The 17,133-nt window shown below is 71.5% G+C and carries 13 protein-coding genes; 4 read left to right on the top strand and 9 right to left on the bottom strand.

What is annotated here, in order from left to right; genetic code table 11:
• Nucleotides 1-173 precede the first annotated feature (173 nt).
• Nucleotides 174-1,277, bottom strand: coding sequence for a lysylphosphatidylglycerol synthase domain-containing protein (locus tag WME76_RS31295; RefSeq protein ID WP_437955910.1), 1,104 nt, complete (start codon nucleotides 1,275-1,277; stop codon nucleotides 174-176).
• Between the two features lie 193 nt (nucleotides 1,278-1,470).
• Here WME76_RS31295 and gor point away from each other — a divergent pair, with 193 nt between their 5' ends.
• A complete protein-coding gene (gor, locus tag WME76_RS31290; protein ID WP_437955909.1) occupies nucleotides 1,471-2,895 on the top strand; it encodes a glutathione-disulfide reductase in 1,425 nt (474 codons plus the stop codon).
• Nucleotides 2,896-2,957: 62 nt separating this feature from the next.
• Nucleotides 2,958-3,548, top strand: coding sequence for a DUF420 domain-containing protein (locus WME76_RS31285; RefSeq protein ID WP_437285872.1), 591 nt, complete (start codon nucleotides 2,958-2,960; stop codon nucleotides 3,546-3,548).
• A 45-nt stretch (nucleotides 3,549-3,593) separates the two neighbouring features.
• Here WME76_RS31285 and WME76_RS31280 read toward each other — a convergent pair whose 3' ends face one another.
• The 8 genes from WME76_RS31280 to WME76_RS31245 all read right to left on the bottom strand — a co-directional run bounded on the left by WME76_RS31280 (nucleotide 3,594) and on the right by WME76_RS31245 (nucleotide 13,380).
• On the bottom strand, nucleotides 3,594-5,099 hold the full coding sequence (locus tag WME76_RS31280) for a hypothetical protein (RefSeq protein WP_437955908.1): 1,506 nt from the start codon (nucleotides 5,097-5,099) through the stop codon (nucleotides 3,594-3,596).
• A gap of 98 nt (nucleotides 5,100-5,197) precedes the next feature.
• Complete coding sequence (locus WME76_RS31275; RefSeq protein WP_437962173.1) at nucleotides 5,198-5,866, bottom strand: protein-methionine-sulfoxide reductase heme-binding subunit MsrQ; 669 nt, start codon at nucleotides 5,864-5,866, stop codon at nucleotides 5,198-5,200.
• 49 nt (nucleotides 5,867-5,915) lie between these two features.
• Complete coding sequence (gene msrP / locus WME76_RS31270) at nucleotides 5,916-6,950, bottom strand: protein-methionine-sulfoxide reductase catalytic subunit MsrP (RefSeq protein ID WP_437955907.1); 1,035 nt, start codon at nucleotides 6,948-6,950, stop codon at nucleotides 5,916-5,918.
• A gap of 43 nt (nucleotides 6,951-6,993) precedes the next feature.
• Nucleotides 6,994-7,776 carry a DUF5995 family protein gene (locus WME76_RS31265; RefSeq protein WP_437955906.1) on the bottom strand — a complete coding sequence of 261 codons (783 nt, stop codon included), beginning with the start codon at nucleotides 7,774-7,776 and terminating at the stop codon, nucleotides 6,994-6,996.
• Nucleotides 7,777-8,968: 1,192 nt separating this feature from the next.
• On the bottom strand, nucleotides 8,969-9,742 hold the full coding sequence (locus tag WME76_RS31260) for a succinate dehydrogenase/fumarate reductase iron-sulfur subunit (RefSeq protein WP_433928799.1): 774 nt from the start codon (nucleotides 9,740-9,742) through the stop codon (nucleotides 8,969-8,971).
• The gene (locus tag WME76_RS31255; protein ID WP_437955905.1) at nucleotides 9,742-11,655 is read right to left on the bottom strand and encodes a fumarate reductase/succinate dehydrogenase flavoprotein subunit; all 1,914 of its coding nucleotides are present in this window, start codon (nucleotides 11,653-11,655) and stop codon (nucleotides 9,742-9,744) included. The genes WME76_RS31260 and WME76_RS31255 overlap by 1 nt, the downstream gene beginning before the upstream one ends.
• A 19-nt stretch (nucleotides 11,656-11,674) precedes the next feature.
• A complete protein-coding gene (locus tag WME76_RS31250) occupies nucleotides 11,675-12,370 on the bottom strand; it encodes a succinate dehydrogenase cytochrome b subunit (RefSeq protein WP_437955904.1) in 696 nt (231 codons plus the stop codon).
• Nucleotides 12,371-12,519: 149 nt separating this feature from the next.
• Nucleotides 12,520-13,380 carry a response regulator gene (locus WME76_RS31245; RefSeq protein WP_437955903.1) on the bottom strand — a complete coding sequence of 287 codons (861 nt, stop codon included), beginning with the start codon at nucleotides 13,378-13,380 and terminating at the stop codon, nucleotides 12,520-12,522.
• An 833-nt stretch (nucleotides 13,381-14,213) separates the two neighbouring features.
• On the opposite strand from WME76_RS31245, the gene WME76_RS31240 reads away from it, so the two are divergent.
• Together WME76_RS31240 and WME76_RS31235 are read left to right on the top strand one after the other, a co-directional pair.
• Nucleotides 14,214-15,575, top strand: a complete 1,362-nt coding sequence (locus WME76_RS31240) for a class I SAM-dependent methyltransferase (RefSeq protein ID WP_437955902.1) — start codon at nucleotides 14,214-14,216, stop codon at nucleotides 15,573-15,575.
• Between the two features lie 144 nt (nucleotides 15,576-15,719).
• On the top strand, nucleotides 15,720-16,841 hold the full coding sequence (locus WME76_RS31235) for an aminopeptidase (RefSeq protein WP_437955901.1): 1,122 nt from the start codon (nucleotides 15,720-15,722) through the stop codon (nucleotides 16,839-16,841).
• The last annotated feature ends 292 nt before the right edge of the window (nucleotides 16,842-17,133 follow it).

Below are 17,133 nucleotides of genomic sequence, written 5' to 3'. Positions count from 1 at the left end.
GTCGTTCTCGGCTTCTGTTGCCCAGTCTCAGGCTCCCTCTCTCGGCGTTCTCTCTTCCCCTCTCTCTGCTCCTGCGTTCCGTACCTGGCTCCTGGCTCCCGGCTACCGGCTGCCAGCCCCTGATATTAAGCAAATCCCGTGACAACGCCGCGACAGCGGCGCGTCCAACCGCGTCAACCCGGCTCGCTGCGAGGAGCGCGGGAGGGGGCGGCCTCGGAGGGGGCAGCGCCGGCGGCGTCCTTCGCCTCGACGTGGGGCAATGCGCCACGGAGCAGGGCCAGACCGAGCGCGGCCTCGACGAGGGTGAGCGCCACCGCCCACGTCGTCGTCGCGGCCGCGATGGCGGCCAGGCGCTCCTCGCGCGTGACGCCGGCCGCGAAGCCCTCGAACAGCGCGGCGGCGAGCACGTCGCGCGTGCCGAAGCCCTGCGGGGTGAGGGGGAGCGTCACCGCCACCATGAGGATCGGGATGTAGGTCAGGGCAGCCCCGAGGGGGATGCGCACGCCAAAGAACCAGAAGGGGAGCCAGGTGCCGACGAACAGGACGACGACGTGCGGCACGCGCGCGGCGAGGGCGACGAGGTGGCCGCGCACCCCCGCCTCGAAGAGCGGGGCGAGGAGCCGCGTGCGGGCGAGGCGGGCAGGGCGCACCGCGAGGATGGCGAGGTAGAGGACGCCCGCGCCGAGGAGCAGGGCGGACACGGCGAGCGGCCCGCCGTTCGCCGGCACGGCGATCGCGCCCAGGAGGAGCAGGCAGCCGAGCCACGAGGCGTAGACGACGAGCGTCGCGCCGGCGACGCGCGCGAGCGGCACGCCGTGCGCGCGCGCGAGGAAGACGGTGATGAACGCCTGGCCGACGTGGTGGTTGAGCAGCGACGGGAGGTAGGAGGCGCCGCGGAGGACGAAGAAATCGCGGAAGGCGACGGGGGCGATCAGGCGGCGGTAGACGAGGACGGTCGCGAACGTGTCGGCGGCGAGGAGCGCGAGGATGAAGAGGGCGGCGGACGCGCCGAAGAGCGGGGCGTCGACGCGCGACAGGGCGGCCCGGAAGGCGCCGAAGTCGAGCCGGCCGAGGACGAAAGCGACGAGCCCGATCGCCAGCGCGAACGGCAGGGCGCGGCGCGCGCGCGCCCGGAGGCGCGGCGCGCGCCGCTCGGGCAGGGCGCCGTCGCGCGGCTCGCGCAGGGCGCCGTCGCGCGGCGCGCGCCGCTCGGGCAGGGCGCCGTCGCCCGGCGGCGCGGCGGCCGCGAAGGTTCCGGTGTGGGTCGAGGAGCGCAACGGCGCGACCCTAGCAGAATCCCCGTCGTGTGGCCGAGAGGAGCGGCGCCGCGGGCCGGCGCCGCGGGCCGGCGCCTCGGGTCACCGCCGGCGCCTCGGGTCGCCGCCCGCGCCTCGGGTGACCGCCCGCCGCGACGTCGGTCCGGCGCACGCTGCGCGGCGACCGCGCCCCGCATGGGGCATAGTCGCGACCATGTCCAAGTACGATTACGATCTGTTCGTCATCGGCGCCGGCTCCGGCGGCGTGCGCGCAGCCCGCATGGCCGCTTCCTGCGGCGCCCGGGTCGCCGTCGCCGAGTCGCGCCACCTCGGCGGCACCTGCGTCAACCTCGGGTGCATCCCGAAGAAGCTCCTCGTCTACGCCTCGCACTACGCCGAGGACTTCGAGGACGCCGCCGGCTACGGCTGGACCGTGCCCGGCCACGGCGCCGGCGGGAACGGGCACGGCGGGCCGTCGTTCGACTGGTCGACGTTCCTCCGCAACAAGAACAAGGAGATCGAGCGACTCAACGGCGTCTACGAGCGGCTCCTGAAGAACTCGGGCGCCGACATCCGCTGGGGGCAGGCCAGGATCGTCGAGCCCCACACCGTCGAGATCGACGGCGCCGCCGTCACCGCCGAGCGGATCCTCGTCGCGACCGGCAGCTATCCCTGGATCCCCGACGTGCCGGGGCGGGAGCTCGCCGTCACCTCCGACGACGCATTCCACTTCCAGACCATGCCGAGGCGCGTGGTGATCGTCGGCGGCGGCTACATCGCGGTCGAGCTCGCCGGCATCTTCCACGGGCTCGGGGCCAAGGTGTCGCTGGTCCACCGCGGCGTGCACCTGCTGCGCGGCTTCGACGATGACATCCGCGCGTTCCTCGCCGCCGAGATCCAGAAGAAGGGCCTCGACCTCCGCCTCGGCGCGAGCGTCGAGAACATCGAGCGGCGCGGCGACGGGCTCTGCGCGACGCTCGCCGACGGCACCGACCTCGAGGCCGACGGCGTGCTGTACGCGACGGGGCGCCTGCCGAAGACCAGGGGGCTCGGCCTCGAGGAGGTCGGCGTGGTGCTCGACGAGGACGGCGCGGTCGTGGTGGACGACGCGTTCCAGACCTCGATCCCGTCGATCTACGCGCTCGGCGACGTGATCGCGCGCGTGCAGCTCACGCCCGTGGCCATCGCCGAGGCGATGGCGCTCGTGAAGAGCCTCTTCCGCGGCGAGCCCGCGCGCGTGGACTACGCCGGCATCCCGACCGCCGTCTTCAGCCAGCCGAACGTCGGCACCGTCGGCCTCTCGGAGTCGCAGGCGCGCGAGCACCACGACGTCGTCGTCTACCTCTCGACCTTCCGCCCGCTGAAGCACACCCTCTCCGGGCGCGAGGAGAAGACGATGATGAAGCTCGTCGTCGACAGGGCGACCGACAGGGTCCTCGGCGTCCACATGGTCGGGCCGGACGCCGGCGAGATCATCCAGGGCTTCGCCGTCGCGCTGAAGTGCGGCGCGACCAAGGCGCAGTTCGACGCCACGATCGGCATCCACCCGACCGCGGCCGAGGAGTTCGTGACCATGCGCGAGCCGCTCCGGAACGCGGACCGCAGCCCGCCCATGGGCATCGCGCCGAGCTCCGCGTAGCCCGCCGCTGGCGCCCGCGCCCGCTCGGTCGCCCGCGTTCGCGCCCAGCGCGCTCCTCTGGTATGGACCGCGCGATGTCGACACACGCGTCGAGCCCCTTGAAGCCCGTCGGCCTGCTCACCCGCACCAGCGACCGTTCGTTCTACATCTTCAACGCCGTGCTCTCCGCGGCGGCGCTGGCGTTCCTCGCCTACATCCTCATCATCCGGCGAGGCGCGGGCGGCGCCGATCTCCGCTTCATGCCGCCGCTGAACGCCGCCCTGAACGCGACGGCGGCCACGCTGCTCGTCGCGGGCTGGATCGCGATCAAGCGCCGCGCGATCGTCGTGCACAAGTACCTGATGGTCTCGGCGTTCGTCGCCTCGTCGCTGTTCCTCGTCGGCTACCTCGCCTACCACTTCGTGCACGGCGACACGAAGTACCAGGGCACCGGGCCGCTCCGCGCCGTCTATTTCGCCGTCCTCATCTCGCACATCGTGCTCTCGGCGGGGATCGTGCCGCTCGCGCTGACGTCGTTCTACTTCGCCTACAAGGCGAACTTCGCGAAGCACGCCCGGGTCGCCCGGGTGACGCTGCCCCTCTGGCTCTACGTGTCCGTCACCGGGGTGCTCATCTATTTCATGCTGCGCGGGAGCCCGCCGGCGGTGCCGTGAGCGCGCCGTCACCGTGGCCGCTGCCGGCCGTCGTCGTCTCGTCCCTCAGAAGTCCTTGATGCTCCCGCGCCGCCCCTGGAACCCGCCGAAGATGTGCCGGTGGGCAGCCAGCGCCGCGGCCGCGAGCTCCTCGTGCTCGTAGACCTCCTCCATCAGCGGGATCGGGTCCTGGTAGAGCGTGTCGCTCGCCACGATCCTGGGCCAGGGCAGGCGATCCGGGTCGGCGCCCTCCACGCCGGCCGCCTTCATGACCTTGAGGAACTCGTGGGCGAGGAGCCCCTGGCCGATGACGCTCGGGTGCACGCCGTCGAGGCTCACGATGCCGCCCGCCTTGCGGCGCCCGGCGCGGTCGACGTGGTAGTAGCGGGTGTCCATCGGCGCCGCGACGCCGTCCTTGAAGTACGCGGGGAACTCGTACGTGGGCTCGCCGCCGCTGCGCCGGTACGCGAGCCTGTCCAGGCTGCCGGAGATGTCGACGAGGTGATATCGCCGGGCCCGGTGGCGGGCGTTCCTCTCCTCGATCAGCGCGGCGATCTGCGCGTTGCAGGCGTCGACCGTCGCGTCGATGAACCGCGCGTCCATCTCCGTGAGGTGCGGCGCGCCGGCCTTGACCAGGCGGGGGCCCTGCGCGAGCGGGGGGTACGTGTAGTAGGGGAAGTAGCGCGGAGAGCCCGGGCGCGGGTCGCCGACGCCGGCGGCGATGGGCGCGATCGTCACGTGGGGCACGTTGGCCACGAACACGCGCCAGCCCGGGTGCTCGTTGCGCCGCATGATCGTGTCGATGCGGTCGAGCAGCTCGCCGTACTCGGCGACGAAGTCGTCGGGCATCCAGAGGTTCCACTGCGCGCGGGTGCGCTCGTCGAAGCTGAGCGACACGGGCCGCCGGTCCGGCCTGTCCTCGGTCGCCGCGATGCTGAGGAGGATCGCCGAGCCGACCGCGTTGTTCGGGCCGAGCCAGAGGAGGAGGCTCTCGACGCCCTCGCCGCGCGCGTGGTGCGCGAGCCAGTCGAGCTGGCTGAACCCGTCGAGGCGCGGGTCCCGTGAGGGGTTGAGGACGCGGAGCGCCGTCCGGTAGAACGACGCGCTCGGGACATGGAGGAAGCCGTCGCCGGCGCCGGGCGCGGCCGCGATCCGCTCCTCGCAGAGCGCCGGCGTCACGAGCCACGCGTCGGCCACGTCGTAGCCGTACACCGAGACGTTGTGGAACCAGGGGACGCTCCCCCCGCGGTACGGGCCGGCCCCCTCGCCGCGCTCGTAGTGGTCCTCGGCCACGTCGAGCACCCGGTTGATCTCGGTGACGAACGCGGCCCACTCGAGCCCCTCGATCCTCGATCCGAAGGCGAGGTAGAGGCGGCGGAGCACCACCTCGAGATCGAGGAGGAGCCCGTGGGCCGGGTAGTCGGGGACGCGGTACGCCGGGCTCGAGAACCCGTCGCCGACCTCGACGCCGAGCGCGCGCGCGATCCACGTCGAGTAGGCGAGGTGGGTGCGCGCCACGCCGAGCGACATGAGGCCTTGAGAGATGCTGTCCCCGAGGGTGAAGAGCTTCATGCGGCGGTCCTCACGCGTTCGCGGTCAAGGCGCGATGCTATCCGAACTCGCCGCGCAGCGCGGCAGCTTCGTCGCCCGGCGACGACGTGGCGCAGGGCTCAGCGCGACGCCGCGCGTCTGTGCAGGACGGCGCTGACGATGCGCGCGGCGAAGAGCAGCGCGAGCAGCGCCGCGTAGATCAGCGGCTCCGTCGCGTCCTTCTTCACGCGGAGGAAGAAGTGCACCACCCCGAGGACGGCGGCGACATACGCGAGGCGGTGCAGGCGCTTCCAGCGCGCGGCGCCGAGGCGCTTCAGCATGCGCGCGGTCGACGTCGCCGCGAGCGGGATCAGCAGGAGGAGCGCGACGAAGCCGGCGAGGATGAACGGCCGCTCCGTGATGTCCTCGACGATCGTGCGGACGTCGAGCCCTTGATCGACGATGGCGTACGTCAGGAAGTGGGCGCACGCGTAGAAGAAGGCGAGCAGCCCGAGCGCCTTGCGGATCCGGATCGGGAACGTCCAGCCCGAGGCGAGCCTGAGCGGCGTCGCCGCCAGCGAGGCGACGAGCAGCACGAGCGCGAGGAGGCCGAGCTGGTTCAGCGCCTCGGCGACGGCGTTCGGCCCGAGCGCCCCGGTAGCGGCGCGCAGGCCGAGCACGACCAGCGGGATCAGGCCGCCCGTGACGATCGCGGGCGGGAGCCAGGCGAGCTTCCGGGCCGCCGGCGCGCCGGCGCGCGGCGGCGTCCTCGTCGTCCCCGCGGGGTTCGCCGGGCTCGCCGCCTTCATCGGGCTCACCGGGCTCACGGGTCCACCGGCCTCGCTGGCGAGCTCATTCTCAGAAGTTCTCCCGCAGGTCCATGCCGCTGTAAAGGCCGGCGACCTCCTCCGCATAGCCGTTGAACGGCAGCGTGCGACGGCGCCTCAGCTCACCGATCCTCCGCTCGCTCGCCTGACTCCACCGCGGGTGATCCACCGCGGGGTTCACGTTCGCATAGAACCCGTACTCGTCCGGCGCGGCCTGGCTCCAGGTCGTCTTCGGCTGACGCTCGGTGAGCTTGATGCTCACGATCGATTTGCACCCCTTGAAGCCGTATTTCCAGGGGACGACCAGGCGAAGGGGCGCGCCGTTCTGTCCGAGCAGCGACTTGCCGTAGAGCCCCACGGCCAGCAGCGTGAGCGGGTGCATGGCCTCGTCGATCCGCAGCCCCTCGACGTAAGGCCAGTCGAGGACGTCGCTCCGCTGGCCGGGGAGCTGCGCTGGATCGAGCAGGGTGGTGAACTGGACGTAGCGGGCGCGGGAGGTCGGATCGAGGCGCCTGAGCAGCGCGGCGAGCGGGAACCCGAGCCAGGGGATCACCATCGACCACGCCTCGACGCAGCGCATGCGATAGACGCGCTCCTCCAGGGGAAACCACCTGAGGAGGGTGTCGAGATCGATGACCTCGGGCTTCTTGACCTCCCCCTCGCACGCGACGCTCCACGGGCGGAGCCGGAGCCGGCCCGCGTTCGCGGCCGGCTCGGATTTGCTCAGGCCGAGCTCGTAGTAGTTGTTGTAGGACACGATGTCCTCGTAGGCGGTGCGCGCTTCGTCGGTGACGAACGGGTCTCTCCCGCTGGTCACCGGGGTCGGCGCCGCCTCCGGGAGCGGGGGCGCGTCGACGGGCGGCGCGGCGGACCCGCCGGGCGCGCCGCGGCCGGCCGTGTCCGCCACGCCAGCCTGGCCGCCCGTGAGCCAGACGAGGCCGCCGCCCACGGCCGACGCGGTGCCGGCGAAGAGCGCCGCGTTCTTCAGGAGCTCGCGCCGGCGCAGGGTGTAGAGCGCTGGAGGGGTGATCTCGTGGGAGGGCGGCTCCTTCGGCAGCTTGCTCATGCCCCCATTCTACGATCGGGGCGCGCGCCGGCCGCCCCCGGCGTCACGCGGCCGTCGACAGGAGGCGGAGCGCCGCGCCGGGCGCCTGATAGATCGCGGGCAGCGCGAGCATCTGCGCGATGCGCGACGAGCGCTGCTCCACGCCGCGGGCGAGCGCCGCCCGCTCGCCCGCGTCGCGCGCGGCGAGGAGCGCGACGACGTCGACCCAGACGCGCTCGCGCCAGCGCGACAGCATCTCCATGGCCACCCAGGTCGCGAGGTCCGGGGCGTTGTCGCGGAAGAACGCGCTCAAAGGGCAGCCGTGCCGGGCGGCGAGGCGCGCCAGCGCCTCGGCGACCGAGCGGCGGAGTATCGTATTCACCTCGTCGTGATCGTGCTTGAGCCTCGCGAGCATCCTCGGATCGTGCGCGTGCCCGAACTCGACGACCGTGGCGTGGATCCCGAAGACCAGGTCGTAGTTGATGTGGGCGCTGAACCCGAGCAGGGCGTTCTGCACGGGCGGTGTGAACCGGGATGACGTGCTCGCGTACGCGATGTGCCACGCGCCGCAGTCCTGCGCCGCGCCCCGCTCGAACCAGCGGAGCGTCTCGAGGTACCGCTCGCAGAAGCGGCCCGCGAGGCGCGAGATCCACGCCGGTTCGAGGAACACGCCGTCGCGCCGCTCGACCTGCGCCGCGACAGCGCGCGTGACGATCCCGTAAACGTCCGTGAACGCGGCGCGCCGGTCGCCCGCGGCGATGAGCCGCTCCGTCACGGTGTCGAGCACAACGGCGGCATCGTGGACGCTCTTCGGAGACAGGTTAAGGCCGTCGATGCTGCTGCTCATGAAGTCCCCTCCTACTTCTTCGCTCGTCAAACAGACCTGATCTGATGTTCGAACTCCCGCATCCGACCGCCTCGTCTCGCCGTCGCGGCGCCGAACTCCGCGAGCAGGGCCGCCGCGCGCGCAGCGCGAGCTGCGCAGCAGAGGCGCCGTGCTGCGGTTCGCCCGGCCCGGTCTGCGGTCCCGGTGTGCGTCGTCGCCATGTCGAAGCGGATCTACCGACCCGCCGAGTGAGAGATCGCCCGCGTGCAGTGGCCGTGCTTCTCCTGCTGCCGGCCCCCTCTTGACCCGGCTCTGCGCAGAAGAGCGATGATTCGATGCGATCCTGGCGCACTCGCAGCGGGAGCCCCCCCCTCGCCGCGGCGCTCTAAGTTCAACTTACTCTACGACATGCTGTGGGGTGACCACAATTGTCTTATGACGCATGATCCCGTTCGGGACAGCTTCCGAGGCTATTCGAACTAGCGAGCTCGAACAAGCTGCTGTTGACCCTGACACGTTTCTTTGTCACGCGGGAGAGCCCCACGTCATCTTCCCGGTTGCGCTGCTACTGGAGCGTCGAAGGTCTGTCGTATTCAGAGAGAGACCACTCCGTGAGCGCAAGTCGCGGCGAGGTGTTCTTGAAACAAGCCGAGTGGTTATCCCACGTTGGCTGTACGGTCCGGTCGCGGTGAGCGACGATCATTTAGGAAGCGCCTGAGTCGACGATCGGGAAGATCCTGATGCGTTCTCCACAGGGCCGCGCTGATCTCTCGTGCTGGTGGAAAATTCGCGCAGAGGCGGTAGGTCGGGTCAGGGCCGCCATGAACGTCCTGGTCGGCCGCGCGGGCCGCTGGCGCGGCGGCGGCTCCGGGATTCGCCTGTCATCGCGCGGCGCGCCCCCGGCGCATCCCGGCGCCTAGGCGACGCAGCCTGCGCCTTGCGGCAGCGAGGGCCATCCTGACGCGGAAAGCAGCGCTGACGGGCTCGCCCAGGTCGGGGCGAGCAGGGGCTCGTCCATGGCGCGCGGTTCGGCGGGGCGCGGCAGCGGTGTGGGCGCTCGGCCGGGCGGGCGCGGCGGGCCGGCCGCGACGGTGCGCTGCCGTCCGCCCTGTGCGCGGACCGGGGTGACAGGGTGGGGAGGGACTTCGTGAGGAAGGAGGAGACAGCGGGCGGCCGCCGCCGGCCGAGGGGTCGGCGGCGCTGCCGGGCGGCGTCAGCCGGTGCCGCCCTTGGACTGCACGTCGCGGTGGCGCAGCGTGGCGCGCAGGTAGTCGCGGTTCATCTGCGCGATCACGTCGAGCGGGATCTCCTTCGGGCAGACCGCCTCGCACTCGCCGATGTTCGTGCAGTGGCCGAAGTTCTCGACGCGCATCTGCCCCACCATGTTGAGGCTCCGCTGATCGCGCTCGGGCTCCCCCTGCGGCAGGATGTTGAGGTGCGTGAGCTTCGCCGCGGTGAACAGCGACGCCGACGCGTTCGGACAGGAGGCGACGCAGGCGCCGCAGCCGATGCACGCCGCCGCGTCCATGGAGCGCTCGGCGATCGGCTTCGGCACCGGGATCGCGTTGGCGTCCGGCGCGCTGCCCGTCGGCACCGAGATGTAGCCGCCCGCGGCCACGATCCGATCGAACGCGCTGCGGTCGACGGCGAGGTCGCTCACGATGGGGAACGCCTGCGCCCGCCACGGCTCGAGCCACAGCACGTCGCCGTCCTTGTAGTGACGCATGTGCAGCTGACACACGGTCGTACCACGGAGCGGGCCGTGCGCCTGGCCGTTGATCATGAAGCCGCACATGCCGCAGATGCCCTCGCGGCAGTCGTGATCGAACGCGATCGGCTCCTCACCCTTGAGGATGAGCCGTTGATTGAGCACATCGAGCATCTCGAGGAAGGACATGTGCTCGCTGACGTCGGGCACCTCGTACGTGACGAACCGGCCCGCTTCGTACTTGCCCTTCTGCCGCCAGACATGGAGGGTGAGGCGCATTATTTGTAACTCCGCTGCGTGGGGTGAACCTCGTTGAACTGGAGCGGCTCCTTGAAGAGCTCCTGGGCCTGGCCTTCGCCTCGCCACCCCCAGGCGGAGACATAGGTGAAGTTCTCGTCGTCGCGCCGCGCCTCGCCCTCGGGCGTCTGGTGCTCCTCGCGGAAGTGACCGCCGCACGACTCCTCGCGGAAGAGCGCGTCGCGGCACATGAGCTCCGCCAGCTCGAAGAAGTCTGCGACGCGCGCCGCCTTCTCGAGCTCCTGGTTCAGGCCGGTGCCCGTCCCCGAGACGCGCACGTCGCGGTGGAACTGCTCCCGGAGCTCCGGGATCCGCGTGAGCGCGCCCTTCAGCCCGGTCGCGTTGCGCGCCATCCCGCAGTGCTCCCACATGATCTTGCCGAGCTCGCGGTGGAACGAGTCGACCGTGCGCGAGCCGGTCGTCGCGAGCAGCTTGTTCAGCCGCGCGCTCGCGTCGCGCTCGGCGTCGCGCACCGCCGGGTGGAGATCGTCGACCCGCTCGAGCTTCGTCGACGCGAGGTAATCGCCGATCGTGTAGGGGATGATGAAGTAGCCGTCGGCCAGGCCCTGCATCAGCGCGCTCGCCCCGAGGCGGTTCGCGCCGTGATCGGAGAAGTTCGCCTCGCCGAGCACGAACATGCCGGGGATCGTGCTCATCAGGTTGTAGTCGACCCAGAGCCCGCCCATCGTGTAGTGGATGGCCGGGTAGATGCGCATCGGGACGCTGTACGGGTCGTCGCCGGTGATGCGCTCGTACATGTCGAAGAGGTTGCCGTAGCGCTCGGCGATGGCCGGCTTGCCGAGGCGCCGGATCGCGTCCGAGAAGTCGAGGTACACGCCGAGCTTCGTCGGCCCGACGCCGCGGCCCTCGTCGCACACCGCCTTCGCGGCGCGCGACGCGACGTCGCGCGGCACGAGGTTGCCGAAGCTCGGGTAGCGGCGCTCGAGGTAGTAGTCCCGCTCTCCCTCGGGGATGAGCTCCGGCGCGCGGGTGTCGCCCGCGTTGACGGGCACCCAGATGCGGCCGTCGTTCCGGAGCGACTCGCTCATGAGCGTCAGCTTCGACTGGTAGTCGCCCGAGACCGGGATGCACGTCGGGTGGATCTGCGTGAAGCAGGGGTTGCCGAAGAGCGCGCCGCGCTTGTGCGCCCGCCAGATGGCCGTGGCGTTCGACCCCTTCGCGTTCGTCGAGAGGAAGAAGACGTTGCCGTAGCCGCCCGAGGCGAGGACGACGGCGTCGCCGAGGTGCGTCTCGAGCGCCCCCGTGATCAGGTTGCGGGTGATGAGGCCGCGCGCCTTGCCGTCGACCACGATGAGGTCGAGCATCTCGGTGCGCGGGTACATCTTCACCTTGCCGAGGCCGATCTGCCGCTCGAGCGCCTGGTAGGCGCCGAGCAGGAGCTGCTGCCCCGTCTGACCGCGCGCGTAGAAGGTCCGCGACACCTGCGCTCCGCCGAAGGAGCGGTTCGCGAGCACGCCGCCGTACTCGCGCGCGAACGGCACGCCCTGCGCGGCGCACTGATCGATGATGTTCACGCTGATCTGCGCGAGCCGGTAGACGTTGGCCTCGCGCGCGCGGTAGTCGCCGCCCTTCACGGTGTCGTAGAAGAGGCGGTAGATGCTGTCGCCGTCGTTCTGGTAGTTCTTCGCGGCGTTGATGCCGCCCTGCGCGGCGATGCTGTGGGCGCGGCGCGGAGAGTCCTGGAAGCAGAAGCTCTTCACGTTGTAGCCGAGCTCGGCCAGCGTGGCGCTCGCCGCGCCCCCGGCGAGGCCGGTGCCGACGACGAGGACGGTGTACTTCCGCTTGTTCGCCGGGTTGACGAGCTTCAGGTTGAAGCGGTGCTGGTCCCACTTCTTCTCGATGGGACCTTCGGGGATCTTCGCGTTGAGCTGCATGGTGGGGGACGCTCCGGGCTCAGCCGACCAGGCCGAACAGGACGGCCAGCGGGATGGACGAGAAGCCGACGACGAGCAGGATCGACGACGCGGCCGCGAACTTCCTGAGCGCCGGCGTGTAGCGCGGGTGGGTGAGGCCCATCGACTGGAACATGCTCCACGCGCCGTGGTAGAGGTGCAGCCCGAGCAGGCCCATCGCCACGACGTAGGCAATCGCCACGGGCGCCGAGCTGAAGCCCTTCACGACGTTGTCGTAGGCGTCGAGCGGCACGAAGTCCGGGTGCACGGTGCCCGTCGTCAGGTGGAGCAGGTGATAGAGGATGAAGGCGGCGAGGACGCCGCCGCTCAGCAGCATCGTGCGCGCGGCGAGGTTCGGGTGCCGCTGCCCCTTCACCTGGTAGCGCACCGGCCTGGCGGCGCGGCTGTGCAGCGCGAGCGTGACGCCGGTGTAGAGGTGGACGACGAGAGAGGCGAGGAGGACCAGCCGCGTCCCCCACAGCAGCGAGGGGGTCCCGTGGAGGAACGCGGCATAGTCGTTGAACTTCTGACGGCCGAGGAAGACCTGCAGGTTGCCGGCCATGTGGCCGATCACGAAGCCGAAGAAGACGACGCCGCTCAGCGCCATCGCGAACTTCTTGCCGACGAGATCCCGGTAGAAGAGCGCGGCGCGCTGGGCCCTGGAGGGGAGAGTCGATGGGGCAGCAGTGGGGCTCATCGCTCCCCTCCTTTAGTGGGGCGTGAACGCGTTCGCCAGAGGGAATCTCGCGCTCGATCGCCGAAGATTTTGCGGGCGGCGGCCGCTGATCTCGGGCGGCGCGCCGCCCGGGGGAGCGGGTCGCCCGAGCCGCTGCGGAGGGGGGCGCGTCAGGCGGCGCGCGGGCCGCGCGCGGGCCGTACCTTGTGAGCGTAAAAGGCGAGCGCGAGCTCGATCGCGAAGATGCCGATGGCCTGCTCTTCCTGGCTGGTGAACGCCGGCAGGCGCTCGTCGCGGAGCACCACCAGGCCGCCAAACGAGCTCTCGCCCAGCCGGAGCGGCGCCACGATGGCGGCGCCGAACCGATCGCCCTCCGCGGTGCAGAGCAGCTCGGGGGTGTCGTCCGCGCAGAGGCGGACCGGGGCGAGCGCGCCCTCGACCTGGCCGGCGAGCCGCGCGATGAACGCCGCCGGCACCTCGGCGCCGCAGGCCGCCTGGTACAGCGCGGCCCCCTGGTCGAGCGCGAGGGAGAGCGCGGCGCCGGTCGTGTAGACCACCTTCGCCGCGAGGTCCACAGCGCGCTCCGGGAAATCGTCGCGCGAGAGGGACGCGGCGAGGGCGGCGCTCGCCTGGTGGACGGCGGCCACCGCGTCGAGGTGGGTGCGCAGCATCGCCGCCCCGAGCAGCCTCTTCATGTCCTCGATGTCGTACGGCTTCTCGAGGATGTCGTACGCGCCGCTCTTGATGCACTCGACGGCGGCCTGCGCGCTGGAGTACGGGGCGCCGACGATGATCTCGAGGTCCGGGCTGATCGCCTTGAGCGCGGCGATGGTCCCGCCGCCCTCCATGCCGGGCGCCCTCACGTCGGCGACCGCGAGGTCGAACCGGCGCGCCTTGACGAGCTCGATCGCGGCGAGGCCGCTCTCCGCGCAGGTGACGTCGAAGCCCCCCTCGCGGAGCTCGACCGCGAGCCGGTCGAGGACCCACTCCTCGGCGTCTACCACGAGCACATGGGGTCGGGCCTGGCTCACTGATGCCTCCTCCTCTGATGTCCACAAGGGGTGGCCGCGCCGCTTCGCCGTCCGGCGCCGCCGTGATCGCTCGATGACCACGTCTCGGTCGTGGCCGATGTCGCTCTCCATCCGGCGGGGCTCTCTTCGTTCTCTCCCGGCCGTCGAGAGTCCGCCTACGGTCCAATAGAGCCGGTATCCCAGCGAAACGGAAGCCGAAGTGGCGTGCGTCTCCTTTCTCCTTGACAGGGCGCGGCGTCGCGCGTCCGGCGCGAATGTGCTCCGGTGTGCCGACGCCGGCGGGCCGTGAGCGCACCGTGAGCGCGCCTCACCGGCGAGCCGCGCGGCGGAGGTGCGCGCGTGAGGGCCGATCTCGTCGATCCGCCCGCGCGCGGCGTGGTCGCGGGCCGGCGCGCATCGCCCGGGCCCGCGACCACGCCGCGCGCGGGCAGATCGACGATGGAGACGTGACGCAGACAGGAAGGTGGAGACAAACGCCAATCATCTTCCTGATTTCCTTCCTCGGACTCACCACGTCGTCCGGAACATGAAACCTCCCCGACACAAGAGCGTTATCGGGACACTCCCGAAGATGGCTTGAAATCTCAGGATCTTCCCGAAGGCACCTCGGATGCGGGCCGCGAGTCGTCGATTACGTTCATCCTGATCGAGGACGACATCGCCTGCTCCGGTTGTCCGCCGGCCGTTGTGGGCGTTTCGAGGCTGGTTGTCGTGATGTTGAATGGACGACATGTGGCTTGACGGGAAAGCGCAGGTCGGTTCAGCTCGTCGGGCGGCCGGGGGGTCGCGGAGGGGGTCTGATGTTCATCGTCAGGAAGGGCGACATTCCGCTGTTGTCCCGTCGTTTCAAGGAAGCGGCTTCGCGCCTGCTCGAGCGCCATGAAGGGACTCCGTTCGAGGTGCGCTTCTGGGGCGGCGAGCGCCTGCGCTTCGGCGCGGGCGCGCCCGCGCTCTCCATGACGTTCAGGACGCGGCGGGCGCTCTGCGACACGCTGCTGCGGGGCACGCTGGGCCTCGGCGAGGCGTACATCCGTCGCGAGGTGACGTTCGAGGGAGATCTCGAGGACGCGCTCGCCGGCCTGTTCGAGCTCGCGCGGTCGGCGGGGCCCGTGCGATCGGTGCAAGCGCTTGGCTCACGCCTGCCGCGCCTGCCGCGCCTGTCGCCCCTGTCGCATGTCGCGCCGCCGCCGCGCGAGCGCGGCGCGGCGGGCTTGCTCGACGCGCTCGGGATCGGGCGGGGCTCCGGCGCGGCGCGGCGCGAGCAGCGCGCGGTCGAGCGCCATTACGGGCTCGGCAACGACTTCTACGCTCTCTATCTCGACAGGCGGCTCCAGACCTCGTGCGGTTACTTCAGGGTTCCAGGCGAGGCGCTCGACGACGCCCAGGCCCACAAGATCGCCGTCGTGGCGCGGAAGCTCGCGCTCCGGCGCGGGCAGCGGCTGCTCGATGTCGGGTGCGGGTGGGGGCACTTCATGTTCCACGCCGCCGAGGCGTACGGCGTGCAGTGCCTCGGGATCACCCTCTGCGAGAACCAGGCGAGGTACATCCGCGAGCAGGCGGCGGCGCGCCGGCTCCCGGTCGAGGTCCGCGTGATGAGCCACGAGGAGCTCGAGGCCGAGCCGCGGTGGGATCGGCTCGTCTCCCTCGGCTCGATGTGCCACGCCGGCGAGCGCCGGATCGACGTGTTCTACGACCGGGTGAAGGCGCTGCTCGCCGAGGGCGGCGTCTGCCTGCTCGAGAGCGTCACCCGGGCGCAGGAGTCGCCGTGGGCCGACCCGTTCCTGCAAGCGCACATCTTCCCCGGCTACTGGCCTCCGTCGCTCCGGGGGATGGCGTCGCGCGCCGCGACGCGGGGCCTCGACGTGCTCGACGCGGAGAACCTGCGGCGCCACTCCGCCCTGACGGCGCGCTGCTGGCGCAAGAACTTCCTGGAGAACCGCGACAAGATCGCGCGGGTCACCGGGTTCGACCCGGCGTTCATGAGGAAGTGGGAGTTCTACCTCGCCTGCGCCGCCGCGGCGTTCCGCACCGGGCACCTCAGCTTCATCCAGATGGTGCTGTCGAACGGGGCGCCGCGCGATTACCCGCTCGCGCGCGAGGCCCTGCACGCCGTGGACGAGGCCTCTCCGCGGGAGCGCGCGCCGATCGTCCCGGCCGCGCAGTTCAGTCTGTGGGGGGCGTCCGCGCCTTCCTGAGCCGCCGGGCGCGGCGTCCGGCCTGCCGCGCGCGCTTCGCGCGCGGCGGATCGTGGGAGACGCGCGCGGCGGATCGTGGGAGACGCGCGGCGCTCGCGCGCGGAAGATCTTGTGAAGCCCGCGCCGCCAGCTATCAGCTAGATCATGAGCGAAAGGCTACCGGCCGTCGCGCGCCGCGGCGCGGCGCGCTCGTGGTCCGCGCCGCGCGGCCGCCTCCGGGGGCGCGGGGGCGAGGCCGCCTCCGTCCTCCTCGCGCTCGCGCTGTGCGCCCTGCTCTCCGGGTGCACCGAGGTGCGCTACGTCGCGCAGGCGAGCCTCGGGCAGCTCTCGATGGCGTGGCGGACCGAGTCGCTGAAGGACGCCTCCCTCGACGCCCGAAGGTCGTGGCGGACGCGCGCGCTGCTGCGCGAGGTGCCGCACATCAAGCGCTTCGGGGAGCGACACGGCCTCACCCCGACAGGCAATTACCGGACGTACGTCGAGCTCGATCGCCCGGCGGCCGTCTGGGTGGTGAGCGCGTGCGAGCCGCTCCGGTTCCGCTCGAAGACCTGGAGCTTTCCCATCGTCGGCACGGTCCCGTACCTGGGTTGGTTCGAGCTCGAGGACGCCAGGGAGTTCGCCGCGCCGCTCAAGGCGGCCGGCTGGGACGTGGACGTGCGCCCGGCGGGCGCCTACTCGACGCTCGGCTGGCTGGAGGATCCGGTCCTGTCCACGATGATCTCGAGCGGGGACGAGGCGCTCGGCGAGCTCGCCAACGTGGTGCTGCACGAGTCGCTGCACGCGACGCTCTACATCAAGGGCCAGACGCGGCTGAACGAGAGCCTCGCGAGCTTCGTCGGGGACGAGCTCGCCAAGCTCTACCTGGACGAGCGGGTGGGCCCCTTCTCGGCGGAGAAGACGTCCTACATGCGAGAGCAGGAGCGGGGGGAGGCGCGGGCGCGCACGCTGCACGACGCCTACGTCCACCTGAACCGGCTGTACGAGTCGCCGGCCACCGACGCCGAGAAGCGGGCGGAGAAGGAGGCGGTGCTCGCCCGGCTCAGGGCCGACATCGGGGCGCGCCGCCCGCTGAACAACGCGTCGCTCGTGCAGTTCCGCGTCTACAACTCGGGCACCCCGGAGCTCGGGGCGCTGCTCGCGACCTGCGGCGGGAGCTGGCCGCGGTTCCTGGGCGCGCTGAGGAAGCTCGAGGGTGAGCGCTTCTCCGCGCCCCAGGAGAACATCGGCCGGGTGGTCGAGCCGCTGATCCAGGCCGGCTGCCGGTAGCGCGGCGCGCCGCGCGCGCACACGGTGCGCCTGCGCCGCGCCGCACGCCGGGCGTCGCGCCCGACCCTGCGGCGCGTCGCGCTGCGTTCCGCGCTGCGCGCCGCGTGCCGTGCTGCGCGCCCCGCTGCGTGACGCGCTGCGCGCCGGGCTGCCGCGTGCCGCGGTGCGCCGCGCAGGGCCGTGCCGCCACTTCGCAATTCTTCACTCCCACCGCGCGACAATAGGCGCTTTGACCCTCGGCGCGTGGACATGTTCATGTCCAGGTGAGGTTTGCGTTCTGGATCTGAACCCA

The organism is Sorangium sp. So ce119 (assembly GCF_051524405.1).
GTDB lineage: Bacteria > Myxococcota_A > Polyangia > Polyangiales > Polyangiaceae > Sorangium > Sorangium cellulosum_G.
This window is presented reverse-complemented; position numbering and strand designations above follow the sequence as displayed.